The organism is Sinomonas notoginsengisoli, assembly GCF_021554725.1.
GTDB lineage: Bacteria > Actinomycetota > Actinomycetes > Actinomycetales > Micrococcaceae > Sinomonas > Sinomonas notoginsengisoli.
Map to the genome: position 1 here is coordinate 690,605 of NZ_JAIZDP010000001.1, position 12,159 is coordinate 702,763.

Annotated in this window: 10 protein-coding genes and 1 tRNA gene; 4 read left to right on the forward strand and 7 right to left on the reverse strand. The window is 68.7% G+C overall.

All coding sequences use genetic code 11. The annotated features are described in order from the left end of the window. Window positions 1-314: 314 nt before the first annotated feature. From thrB to LF262_RS03195, 6 genes are read right to left on the reverse strand one after another with little or no spacing between them, the layout of a single operon-like run. The gene (thrB, locus tag LF262_RS03170; protein ID WP_235778801.1) at window positions 315-1,316 is read right to left on the reverse strand and encodes a homoserine kinase; all 1,002 of its coding nucleotides are present in this window, start codon (window positions 1,314-1,316) and stop codon (window positions 315-317) included. Continuing rightward, window positions 1,316-2,446 carry a threonine synthase gene (gene thrC / locus LF262_RS03175; protein WP_235778802.1) on the reverse strand — a complete coding sequence of 377 codons (1,131 nt, stop codon included), beginning with the start codon at window positions 2,444-2,446 and terminating at the stop codon, window positions 1,316-1,318. Before thrC ends, thrB begins: the two co-directional genes overlap by 1 nt. Beyond that, window positions 2,446-3,846, reverse strand: a complete 1,401-nt coding sequence (locus LF262_RS03180; protein WP_235778803.1) for a homoserine dehydrogenase — start codon at window positions 3,844-3,846, stop codon at window positions 2,446-2,448. The genes thrC and LF262_RS03180 overlap by 1 nt, the downstream gene beginning before the upstream one ends. Window positions 3,847-3,877: 31 nt before the next feature. Continuing rightward, a complete protein-coding gene (lysA, locus tag LF262_RS03185; protein WP_235778804.1) occupies window positions 3,878-5,419 on the reverse strand; it encodes a diaminopimelate decarboxylase in 1,542 nt (513 codons plus the stop codon). Window positions 5,420-5,421: 2 nt separating this feature from the next. Further along, a complete protein-coding gene (argS, locus tag LF262_RS03190) occupies window positions 5,422-7,080 on the reverse strand; it encodes an arginine--tRNA ligase (protein ID WP_235778805.1) in 1,659 nt (552 codons plus the stop codon). Beyond that, the gene (locus LF262_RS03195) at window positions 7,077-8,426 is read right to left on the reverse strand and encodes an MFS transporter (RefSeq protein WP_235778806.1); all 1,350 of its coding nucleotides are present in this window, start codon (window positions 8,424-8,426) and stop codon (window positions 7,077-7,079) included. Before LF262_RS03195 ends, argS begins: the two co-directional genes overlap by 4 nt. A gap of 22 nt (window positions 8,427-8,448) precedes the next feature. On the opposite strand from LF262_RS03195, the gene LF262_RS03200 reads away from it, so the two are divergent. Together LF262_RS03200 and LF262_RS03205 are read left to right on the forward strand one after the other, a co-directional pair. Continuing rightward, window positions 8,449-8,691 (forward strand): DUF2630 family protein, encoded by a 243-nt coding sequence (locus LF262_RS03200; RefSeq protein ID WP_235778807.1) that lies wholly within the window; start codon window positions 8,449-8,451, stop codon window positions 8,689-8,691. Between the two features lie 96 nt (window positions 8,692-8,787). Continuing rightward, window positions 8,788-8,863, forward strand: a tRNA-Arg gene (locus LF262_RS03205). Window positions 8,864-9,051: 188 nt separating this feature from the next. Here the strand turns inward: LF262_RS03205 and catA are convergent. Next, window positions 9,052-9,909 (reverse strand): catechol 1,2-dioxygenase, encoded by an 858-nt coding sequence (gene catA, locus LF262_RS03210; RefSeq protein ID WP_372462716.1) that lies wholly within the window; start codon window positions 9,907-9,909, stop codon window positions 9,052-9,054. Between the two features lie 251 nt (window positions 9,910-10,160). Here catA and benA point away from each other — a divergent pair, with 251 nt between their 5' ends. Continuing rightward, window positions 10,161-11,594 carry a benzoate 1,2-dioxygenase large subunit gene (gene benA / locus LF262_RS03215; RefSeq protein WP_235778809.1) on the forward strand — a complete coding sequence of 478 codons (1,434 nt, stop codon included), beginning with the start codon at window positions 10,161-10,163 and terminating at the stop codon, window positions 11,592-11,594. Window positions 11,595-11,637: 43 nt separating this feature from the next. Continuing rightward, window positions 11,638-12,156: a benzoate 1,2-dioxygenase small subunit gene (gene benB / locus LF262_RS03220; protein WP_308190484.1), complete on the forward strand. Its 519-nt coding sequence runs from the start codon at window positions 11,638-11,640 to the stop codon at window positions 12,154-12,156. Window positions 12,157-12,159 lie beyond the last annotated feature (3 nt).

The following is a 12,159-nucleotide window of genomic DNA, read 5'->3' on the forward strand; positions in this document are numbered from 1 at the left end:
GGATGGTCCTTCCGAGGTCGAGACGCCGGCAATTTCGGAGCCGGCGTATCGTGGTCGTGGCTGCCGACTGGAGCGGCGGCCAGGCTGGCGGCACTGCAGGGCCGGTGGGCCGGGCAGCGCCGTAATCGTTCAGCCCGCCCCGAGCGTGCGAGGTCTTGGATTGCCTTGTGCTGCGTGCGGGTCAACCCGCAGGCAGCCAGACCGGCAGCAGAGCTGGAGGGGCGGCATCCCTGATGGGAAAGCTGGTTCAGGGTGTTGTGGCGGATGATATCAGGACGATGCCTGTCCGGAAGCAGAATCACCACTGATCAGATTTACCGTGGATGCACGTCCACTCTAGCACCTTCGCGGTCCACAGCCAGACGCAGGACACGCCAGCGTGTCAGAGACTCGGCGCCCTGCTCGGGGTCGAGCACGCTCACGGCGAAATGCTCGACGGCGCTCTGCACCTCGTCTGCCTCGGCCTCGCCGTTCGCGAGGGCCAGGACCGTTGGGCCCGCGCCCGAGACCACCGCGGCATGGCCCTGGTCGCGCAGCTGGCCGATGAGCCGCGCGCTGGGTTCCATGGCGCTCGAGCGGTAGCTCTGGTGCAGGTAGTCCTCGGTGGCGGGCAGGAGCAGCGACGGGTCCTTCGTGAGCGCGTGCACGAGCAGCGCCGCGCGCCCGGAGTTCGCCGCTGCCGCGTGGTGCGGAACGGACGAGGGCAGGAGGGACCGGGCAAGCTCTGTCGAGAGCTCGAAGTCGGGGATGGCTACGATCGGCACGATGCTCGGCGCGACCTCGGCGACGGCAGCGTGGAAGGCATCCCCGTCCTGCCAGGACAGTGCGAGCGAGCCGTAGATCGCGGGGGCCACGTTGTCCGGATGCCCCTCGATCTCGCCGCACAGCTGGAGCACCCAGGCGCGGTCGGGGCGGTCCTCCGGGGCCACGAGAGAGGCCGCCGCGAGCACCGCGGCGACCGTCGCGGACGCGGACGAGCCAAGCCCGCGCCCGTGCGGGCTCACATTCTCCGCGACGACCCGCAGCCCGGAGCGGGCATACCCCAGACGCGACAGCGCGGCGTCGAGGGTGCGCACTACGAGGTGACTCTCATCCCGCGGGAGCGTGTCGGCACCCTCGCCCTTCAGGTCGAAGGACAACGCGCCGTCGTCCGTCGTCTCAACGCACACGGTGTCGTAGAGCGCGAGGGCGAGGCCCAGGCTGTCGTAGCCGGGGCCGAGGTTGGCGCTTGTGGCCGGGACGCGGACGCGCACGCGCTGCCCCGCCGCGACGAGACGCAGGCCCGTACCGAGGCGCGGTTCGCTGGCTGTGGTCATCAGACGGCGGACTCCAGCCCGAGCGCAGCGGCGACGCTCACGACGTCGTTGCCCACCTTGACGGGCTCGACGTCGCCGCCTTCGGCGGTCTTGAGCGCCCACTGCGGATCCTTGAGTCCGTGGCCCGTCACCGTGCACACGATGGTCTTGCCCGTGGGGACGTTGCCGGACGCGTGCATCTTGATCAGACCGGCGACGGACGCGGCCGAGCCGGGCTCGACGAACACGCCCTCCTTGGAGGACAGCCAGCGGTGGGCGGAGAGGATCTCCTCGTCCGTGACGGCATCGATAAGGCCGCCGGACTCGTCCCGCGCCGCGACGGCCGTCTCCCACGAGGCGGGGTTGCCGATCCGGATGGCGGTCGCGATGGTCTCGGGATGGCTGATCGGGTGGCCGGCCACGAACGGTGCCGCGCCGGCGGCCTGGAAGCCCCACATGACGGGAAGCTTCGTGGCAACGGCCGGGAGGGTGCGCGGCTCCGCATCCGAGGTGGAACCGAAGGAGTAGTCGGTCGGGGCCGCGTACTCCTTGTAGCCCTTCCAGTAGGCCGAGATGTTGCCCGCATTGCCCACCGGGAGCACATGGATGTCCGGGGCATCGCCGAGCGCGTCGACGATCTCGAACGCGGCCGTCTTCTGGCCCTGGATGCGTGCCGGGTTGACGGAGTTGACGAGAAAGACGGGGTACGAGTCGGCGAGCTTGCGCGCAATCTCGAGGCAGTCGTCGAAGTTGCCGTCGACCTGCAGGAGCGTGGCGCCGTGGGCGATCGCCTGGCTCAGCTTGCCCATGGCAATCTTGCCCTCGGGCACGAGCACTGCGCAGGTGAGGCCCGCGGTCGTCGCGTAGGCCGCGGCGGAGGCCGAGGTGTTTCCTGTCGAGGCGCATACGACCGCCTTCGCACCGGCCTCGACCGCCGCGGTCATCGCCATCGTCATGCCTCGGTCCTTGAAGGAGCCGGTCGGGTTCATGCCCTCGACCTTGAGGTAGACAGTCGAGCCGGTCAGCTCTGAGAGCTCCTGCGCGTGCACGAGCGGGGTGCCGCCCTCCCCCAGCGTGATGACACGCGTGGATTCGGTGACGGGCAGGCGGTCTGCATACTCGCGGATGACTCCGCGCCACTGGTGGGCCACTAGACTCCTTCGACTCTCAGGACGCTCGTCACGGATTCGACGACGTCGAGGTTCTTGATGTCGGCAACGGTTGCCGCGAGGGCGGCCTCGGACGCCCGGTGCGTCACGAAGCGCAGCTGAGCGCGCGATGCCGTGCTCGTGCTCGCACGGGCTCCGTCGGCCAGGGGCGCCACTCCGGCTTCCGCGCCGGCGCCATCGATCTCCTGGCGCATCGTCTCGATCGAGACGCCGTGCTCCGCGAATACGGAGGCAACGCGGGAGAGGACGCCCGGCTGGTCCGAGACCTCGAGTCCGATGCTGTAGCTGGTCGTGATGCCCTCGGGCCCGACCATCGGGAGGAAGCGCGTCGCGGTCCCAGTGCGGCCCGGGGACCCGGCGACGATGCGGCGGGCGGTCGTCACGACGTCGCCCATGATCGCCGAGGCGGTCGGGGCGCCGCCCGCGCCGGCCCCGTAAAACATGAGGGACCCGGCGTTCTCGGCCTCGATGAACACCGCGTTGTAGGCACCGCGCACGGCTGCCAGCGGATGGGTGCGCGGCAGAAGGGTCGGGTGCACGCGCACGCTCACACCCTCGGAGCCACTCTCACCCCTGACGAGTTCGGCGATCGCAAGGAGCTTGATGGTCAGGCCGGCGTCCTGCGCCGCAGCGATATCCGCCGCGCTGACCTTGGTGATGCCCTCGCACCGCACATCGTCCAGGCTCACCCGCGTGTGGAACGCGAGGGAGGCGAGGATCGCGGCCTTCGCAGCGGCGTCGAGCCCCTCGACGTCTGCGGTCGGGTCGGCCTCGGCGTACCCGAGGCGCTGGGCCTCGGCCAGGACATCGGCGAACTGCGCACCGGTCGTGTCCATCGCGTCGAGGATGAAGTTCGTGGTTCCGTTGACGATCCCGAGGACGCGTGTGATGCGGTCGCCCGAGAGGCTCTCGCGGATCGGGCGGATGATCGGGATGGCGCCGGCCACGGCCGCCTCGAAGTTGAGCTCGGCGTCGTTCGCGTCCGCCTCGTCGAACAGGGTCGCCCCGTCCTGGGCCAGGAGGGCCTTGTTGCCGGTCACCACAGAGGCGCCGTGGCGCAGGGCGGCGAGGATGTGCGTGCGGGCTGGCTCGATTCCGCCCATGAGCTCGATCACGAGGTCCGCGGAGGCCACGAGGCCCTCGGCATCGGTCGTGTAGAGCTCGCGGGGCAGCTCGACGTCCCGCGGCGCGCCGATGTTGCGCACCGCGATGCCTTCGAGCGCAAGGCGTGCACCCGCACGGGCAGCGAGGGCCTCTGCGTGGTCGACCAGGATCCGGGCCACCTGCGACCCCACCGTCCCGCCGCCCAGCAGCGCCACCTTGAGCACGCGTGGGGCGTCGGCGGCCACCTGCGGCTTCGCGGCCTCGCTCGTCTCCGTCATCGTCTCTCCCATCGGTTTCTCCCCCACCCGGTCACACTCCCATGTCGCGGGAGAGCAAGTCGTCCTCGGTCTCGCCCCGCACGATCCACCGCGCGGCACCGTCCCGCACCGCGAGGACCCCCGGGCGCGCGAGGTAGTTGTAGTTGCTCGACAGTGCCCAGCAGTAGGCTCCGGTGCCCGGGACCGCGAGGAGGTCGCCGGCCCGCACATCGCCGGGGAGATAGGCGTCGCGGACCACGATGTCACCGCTCTCGCAATGTTTGCCGACCACGCGCACGAGCTGCGCGGGGGCCTGTGAAGTGCGGTTCGCGAGGATCACCGAGTAGTCCGCGTCGTAGAGGACAGGGCGGGCGTTGTCGCTCATCCCCCCATCCACCGAGATGTACCGCCGGACGGAGGTCTCCCCTGTGGCCTGACCACCCTGTCCGGGTGCAGGGACGTCCACGACGACGTCCTTGATGGTCCCCACCTCGTAAAGGGTGAACGTCGTCGAGCCAACGATCGCACGGCCGGGCTCGATCGAGATGCGCGGGGCGGAGATGCGAAGCCGGGCGCAGGTTTCACGCACGACGCCGGCCAGCGCCGTGGCGATCTCGGCTGGCGGCCGCGGCGTGTCCCCCGGCACATACGCGATCCCGTAGCCCCCGCCGAGGTCGAGCTCAGGGAGCGCGACCCCGTACAGCGCACGCATCGCGGCGACGAACTCGAGCAGCCTCACGGCTGCCGCCTCGAAGCCCTCGGGCTCGAAGATCTGCGAGCCGATGTGGCAGTGGACGCCGAGGAGTTCGATGCTGTCGTGGCCCGCGGCGGCAGCGACAGCCTCTTCGGCCATGCTGGGCGCGCTGCCCGGCTCCTCGTCGGCGAAGGCGGCACTGGCGGTGCCCGGCGCCATCGAGAGTCCGAACTTCTGGTCCTCATGGGCCGTCGCGATGAACTCGTGCGTGTGCGCGTGCACGCCGGGGGTCAGCCGTAGCATGACCTTGGCCCGTGGCGACTCCATGCCGGGGTCCTCGCCCGGTGTGTCGGTACCTCGCGCCGCCGCGATTGCAGCGACCCGATCGAGCTCGTCGAGGCTGTCCACGATGATCCGGCCGGCACCCAGATCGAGCGCCCGGCGGATCTCGGCATCGGACTTGTTGTTGCCGTGCAGTCCGATGAGCTCGCCCGGCGTGCCCGCCCGCTCCGCGACCGCGAGCTCGCCGCCTGAAGCCGTGTCGAGCCGGAGGCCTTCCTCACGGACCCAACGCGCAATGGCCGTGCAGAGGAACGACTTTCCGGCGTAGTAGACGTCCACACCACCGCAGATGTCAGCGAACGCGGCATCGAACGCGGTCTTGAACGCCCGGGCGCGCGCGCGGAAGTCGGCCTCGCTGAGCACGAACACCGGCGAGCCGAACTGCGCCTTGATCTCCGTGGCAGTGAGCCCCCCGAGGGCGAGCTCACCGCCCGCTGTCCGCGCGGCGTCGTGCGCCCACAGCGCGGGGAGGAGCTCGTTGAGGTCTTCGGGCACGGAAAGCCACTCAGGGGCGAGCGGCGAAGGGGCCGCCACGGCCTTGCGAGTCGTCTCGGCCACCGCTACATCCTCTCCGGCGCCGAGACGCCCAGGAGCGACAGGCCATTGGCAAGGACCTGGCTCGTAGCGTCGTTGAGCCACAGGCGCGTGCGGTTGAGGTCCGTGACCTCCTCGTCGCCCTGGGGGGAGATGCGGCAGGTGTCGTACCAGGAGTGGTAGGCGCTCGCGACGGCCTCGAGGTGCCGGGCCACCCGGTGCGGTTCGCGGAACTCAGCGGCCTTGGCCACGATCGACGGGTACGCCGCGAGGTGGGCCAGCAGGTTGTTCTCCGTCGGGTGGGTGAGCAGCGCAGCATCAAACGCGTCGCTGCCGTCCACCGTACGGTCCACGCCCGCGGCCTCGGCGTTGCGCGCCGCGCCACGGGAGCGCGCGTGCGCGTACTGGACGTAGAACACTGGGTTCTCGTTCGAGTTCTTCTTCAGCAGCTCGGGATCGAGCGTGAGCGGCGAGTCTGCCGGGTAGCGCGCCAGCGAGTAGCGCACAGCGTCCTTGCCGAGCCACTCAATGAGGTCCTTGAGCTCGATGATGTTGCCGGCGCGCTTAGAGAGTTTGGCGCCGTTGACGGAGACGAGCTGGCCGATGAGGATCTCTATGTTCGTCTCGGGGTCGTCGCCTGCGCACGCCGCGATCGCCTTGAGGCGGTTCACGTATCCGTGGTGGTCGGCGCCGAGGAGGTAGACCTTCTCGCCGAAGCCGCGGTCCTTCTTCGAGAGGTAGTACGCGGCATCCGCGGCGAAGTAGGTCGGTTCGCCGTTGGCGCGGATAAGGACGCGGTCCTTGTCGTCGCCGAAGTCCGTGGTGCGCAGCCACACCGCCCCGTCCGCGTCGAACACGTGGCCCTGCTCGCGCAGCCGCTTGACGGCCGCCTCGATCGAGCCGGACTCGTGGAGGCCCTCCTTCTCCGAGAAGTAGACGTCGAACGCCACGTCGAAGGCCGCGAGGGTGGCCTTGATGTCCTTCATCTGCGCTGCGTACGCCGCCTCGCGCACGATCGGCAGGGCCGCCTCGTCCGTGAGCTCGCGCACGTCCGGGTGCTGGGTGAGCACCTGGTGGCCCAGGTCCACGATGTACTGACCCGGGTAGCCGCCCTCGGGGACCTCGCCCCCGTGGAGGCGCGACAGGACGGATCTGGCGAAGACGTTCATCTGGTTGCCCGCGTCGTTGATGTAGTACTCGCGGGTCACCTGGGCGCCGGAAGCCCTCAGCACGCGCGCAATCGAGTCGCCGAGCGCAGCCCAGCGCGTGTGGCCGATGTGAAGGGGACCGGTCGGGTTCGCGGACACGAACTCCATGTTGATGACGTGGCCCGCGAGCGCCTCGTTCGTCCCGTACTCGGCGCCTGCCTCGACGATCGCCTTGGCGAGGGCACCGGCCGCTGCGGCGTCGAGGGTGATGTTCAAAAAGCCCGGTCCGGCGACGTCGACCGAGGCCACGCCCTCTAGCGCCCCGAGGCGGCCGGCGAGGATCTCGGCGAGCTGGCGCGGGGGCATGCCGGCCTGCTTGCCCAGCTGGAGCGCGATATTCGTGGCCCAGTCTCCGTGCTCCCTGTTCTTGGGCCGGTCCACTCGGATACCCTCCGGCACGCCCACAGAGATCTCGCCGGCGCGGACGGCGTCGGCGAGACAGGCAGAGATAGCGGCGGAAAGTTCTTCGGGAGTCACCCCCCTAGCCTACCGGCGCGGCGTGTCCGGGTTGAAACCGCATCCCCAGCGCCGTCGTCGCCCCACCGGCCGTCGACTGGCTCGACCACTCGCGGGTGGTCGTCGATGAAGTGCGGCCGGCTGATGACCCACCCGGACACGCCCATCACCGCGAGCGTGACGCCGAGGAACAGGAACGACGCCGTCCACCCGCCCGTCGCGTCATGCAGGAGCCCCGCGACGAGGGGCCCCGAACATGCGGCCACATACCCGATGCCCTGGGCGAAGCCGGAGACTGCACCGGAAGCCTGATGCGAGCGCGTCCGCAGGTTCACCAGAACGAGGGCGAGCGGGAACGTCGCGGGTCCCAGTCCCGCGAGCGTGGACCAGAGCCACGTGACGCTCCCCGGCGCCACGAGCAACCCGACGTAGCCGACCAGGAACGTGAGCACCCCGAACGCGACGACCGGGAAGGGGCTGCGGAGCCGCGTGGCGAGGATCGGCACCGCAAGGCTCAGCGGCAGCCCCAGCCCTGCGAAGATCGACAGCTGCACGCCGGCTTCCGCGGCGCTTAGGCCCGCACCAGTCACGATCGACGGCAGCCAGGCAAACATGGTGTAGGTGTTCAGCGACGTGCAGCCGAAGAGGAACGCGAGTGCCCATGCGGCAGGGGCACGCCAGGGGCGGACGACGACGCGTGGCGGCGGCGCGCCGTCGTGCGCACCATCCGCACGGCGAGGGGCAGCGTCCACCGCCCGGCCGCCACCACGGGTTCCCGAGCGGGCCGGCCACACGCTCAGCCACGGAAGGATGGCGACGACGTTGACCGCCGCCCACCAGCCCAGCGACATGCGCCACCCCACGGCGTCGGCGATCGGCACGGCGAGGAGAGGCGGGACGGTGGTGCCGAGGTTGATGACTGAGACGTACAGGGACGTGAAGAGGCCAATTCGCGCCGGGAAGTACTTCCGGACGATCGGCGGCAGGACGATGTTGCCCGCACCCATGCCGGCGAGCGCGAGCGCTGAGCCCGCGAGGAAGAGGCCGGTCTCAGGTGCCAGGGCGCGCACGGTCTGGCCGATCGCCGAGGCAACCATTGCCGCGACGGCGATCGCCTCGACGCTCCAGAGGCGCATGAGCAGCGGGGTGAGCAGGCCGGCGACCCCGAAGAGTGCCGTGGGGAGCATCCCGAGGACGCCCACGAGCCACGATGGCAGGAACATCTCCCGGGCGATACTGTCCGTCAGGGGCGGCACGCTCGTCACGGCAGTGCGCAGCGTGAACGCCACGAGGACGAGGCCTGCCGCGACGAGCAGCCGGCCCCTCCATGCGCCGCGGGCGCCGAACCCACCATGGTGTCGTGTCACCCCCTGACGCTATCGTGCTGACATGGACAAGGACATTCAGAACCGGATCCGGGACCTCCTTGATGAGGAGCACTCGCTGCGCGCGGCGCACACCGCCGGCACCGGCAAGGACGAGACCACGTCGTCGAGGCTGAATGAGGTCGAGACCCAGCTGGACCAGTGCTGGGACCTCCTTCGCCAGCGCCGCGCCAAGCGCGAATTCGGAGAGGACCCCGATGAGGCCGCAGTTCGCCCGCCCACCATTGTCGAGAACTACCGGGAGTAGCCTGACCGCTGTCCGGTGGCCCCGTTTGCATTGGGCCCGGCCGCACCTGATAAGCTCGATGAGTTCGCGGGGCGGTTCCGCCCGGCGGGCACGGATGCCCTCGTAGCTCAGGGGATAGAGCGTCTGCCTCCGGAGCAGAAGGCCGTAGGTTCGAATCCTATCGAGGGCACCAGACAGAAGGCCCCCGGTCCTTGCGACCGGGGGTCTTCTGCATCCCCGGCCCGGCTGCCGCCACCTCGCGGATCAGACGTCCGCGGATCGCAGAAGGGAGGCCCTGCCGAATGCATCGGCGGGGCCTCCCTGTGCCAGATTCCTGGCGGTTCTGCTGGATGCCTTCCTGCAGAATCCTGGTGCCGGGGCTCAGCCCTCGGGGTCGAGGACGAAGTCGTACACCATCTCCTCGCCCTTGCCGTCGGCGGACGGCTTCGGGTCGAGGATGAGCTCGGGCTTGACGGCCGAGGCGATGTCGTCTTCATTGTGCGCGTCGCCGGGGAAGTAGAGCTGCGCGGTGATGAGCTCGTGACCGGGGGCGGAGACCTTGACGTGGATGTGCGCGGGCCGCCATGCGTGCCAGCCGGCCGCCGCGATGAGCTTGCCGCACGCGCCGTCGGTCGGGATCTGGTAAGGCGCCGGGCGCATCGTCTGGATCTCGAAGTTGCCGTTTTCGTCGGCGAGGACCGTGCCGCGGAGGTTCCACTCGGGCAGGCCCGGGGCGTACTGCGAGTAGAAGCCGGCGCCGTCGGCGTGCCAGATCTCCACCTTGCCGGGCAGGCCCTTGCCATCTAGGCTGCGGATCTGGCCCTTCCAGGTCAGCTCGGTGCCCGGCTCGTCGTCGCGACGCGGCAGGCGGGCAGGCGTGGACTGCTCGGGCGAGTTCGGCACGTAGTACGGGCCCTCGATCGTGCCCTTGGAGCCCTTCCGGTTCTCGGTAGCGACCTCCTCGACGACGTGCTCGACCCACACGTCGAGGAAGAGCGGCCACTCGCCGTCCTCGCCGACGCTGATCAGCCAGTCCTTGAGGGCGTTGTACTCCGCGTACGTGACCTTGTGCTTGCGGATCGTGGCGTAGACGGCCTCCAGCACCTCGCGGGCCAAGAGCGAGACGCGCTCCTTCGGGACATCCAGAGCGGCTCGCTTCGCGCTCTCCTTGAACCGCTCGGTCGCCTTGTTGCCGGACTCGGCAGCCTTCGCGTCGAATTCGGAAAGGGTCTGGCTCATAGTCATCCTCCTCGATGATCGCCATGAACTGGTGATGGGCGGCACAGTGGCACGCACTGACTTCACCGTAGGAGCAGTCATTGCGTCTGCACAAATACCTAGTTCCATCCAATTGATATCTGGAGCGTTTGAAAAGCACCCTTGGCCAACCCTAGGCAAACCCCCAGTGTGATCAGCCTCACCCCTTGACAGGATCTTCACAGCCCGCGACGAGGACGTCGTGGAAGGCAACAGGCAAGGGAGAGAACCCCATGACGGAAACCCTGGACCATGTCCGCGCCCAGCTCTCGGATGCGCTCATCGAGGACGCCTCGACCGGGACCTACAGGGCCAAGCGATCGATCTTCACCGACGAGGAGCTGTTCGAGCTCGAGATGAAGTACATCTTCGAGGGCAACTGGGTCTACCTGGCACATGAAAGCCAGATCCCGAACGTCGGCGACTACTTCACCACCTACATCGGCCGCCAGCCCATCGTCATCTCGCGGGCCAAGGACGAGCAGCTGCACGCCCACATCAACGCATGTAGCCACCGCGGGGCCATGCTGTGCCGGCGCAAGACGGACAACCGCACCACGTTCACCTGCCCGTTCCATGGCTGGACCTTCTCGAACAACGGCAAGCTCCTCAAGGTCAAGGACCCGAGGGACGCCGGCTACCCGGAGCAGTTCAACAAGGAGGGCTCCCATGACCTCACCAAGGTGGCCCGGTTCGAGAGCTACCGCGGCTTCCTGTTCGGCAGTGTCAACCCGGACGTCAAGCCGTTGACGGAGCACCTCGGTGAAGCGACCAAGATCATCGACATGATCGTGGACCAGTCCCCCGAGGGCCTTGAGGTACTCCGCGGCGCCTCCACCTACACGTACGACGGCAACTGGAAGGTTCAGGCGGAGAACGGCGCGGATGGCTACCACGTGTCCGCAACCCACTGGAACTACTCGGCCACGACCTCCCGCCGCGGCACGGGCGAGTCAACCAATGAGACAAAGGCCATGGACGCCGGCACGTGGGGCAAGCAGGGCGGCGGCTACTACTCGTTCGAGCACGGCCATCTCCTGCTGTGGATGTGGTGGGGCAATCCGCAGGACCGTCCGAACTTCGACAAGAAGGATGAGTGGACCGAGCAGTTCGGTGCCGAGCGCGCCGAGTTCATGGTCGGCGCCTCCCGCAACCTGTGCCTCTACCCGAACGTCTACCTCATGGACCAGTTCAGCTCGCAGATCCGGCACTTCCGCCCGATCTCAGTGGACAAGACCGAGGTCACGATCTACTGCATCGCGCCGAAGGGCGAGTCGGCGGAGGCCAGGGCCAACCGCATCCGCCAGTACGAGGACTTCTTCAACGCCACCGGGATGGCCACGCCGGACGACCTTGAGGAGTTCCGCTCGTGCCAGAAGACGTATCTCGCCTCCGCGGCGCCCTGGAATGACATGAGCCGTGGCCAGACGCACCAGCTCAACGGGCCGGACGAAACGGCCAAGGGCCTCGGCCTCAACCCGATGTCGAGCGGCGTGAAGACGGAGGACGAGGGCCTGTACCCCATCCAGCACGGCTATTGGCGCGAGAGGATGCGCGCCGCCGTCGAGGCGGAGGAGCGGCTCGAGGAGGCCGCGCGGCTCGGTGCACCGGCGTGCCCCGCGGCGCACCTGCAGTCGGCGTGCTCGCACGAGACCGAGTCCAACTGATCCGGGCACGGACCCGCAGAGTTCCTTCAAGGAGACAGACCCCATGACCCTCATGACCACCATCGTGCCCGGGACGATCGGACTCGACGATGTGCGCCAGTTCCTCTACCGCGAGGCGAGCTTCCTCGACGACCGCGAGTTCGACCGCTGGGTGGACTGCTACCACCCCGACGCCGAGTTCTGGATGCCCGCGTGGGCCGACGACGACACGCTCACCGAGGACCCCCAGCGCGAGATCTCGCTCATCTACTACCCCAACCGCGGAGGCCTCGAGGACCGCGTGTTCCGCATCAAGACGGAGCGCTCGGGCGCCACGAGCCTGCCAGACCCGCGCACGGGCCACAACATCACCAACGTCGAGATCCTGGGCCAGGAAGGCGACGTCGTCGACGTCCGCTTCAACTGGTTCACGCTCTACTACCGCTACAACACGGTCGACACCTACTTCGGAGTCTCGTTCTACACGATCGACTTCTCCGGTACGCAGCCGGTCATCACCAAGAAGAAGGTCGTCCTCAAGAACGACTACATCCACCACGTCGTGGACATCTACCACATCTGAGAA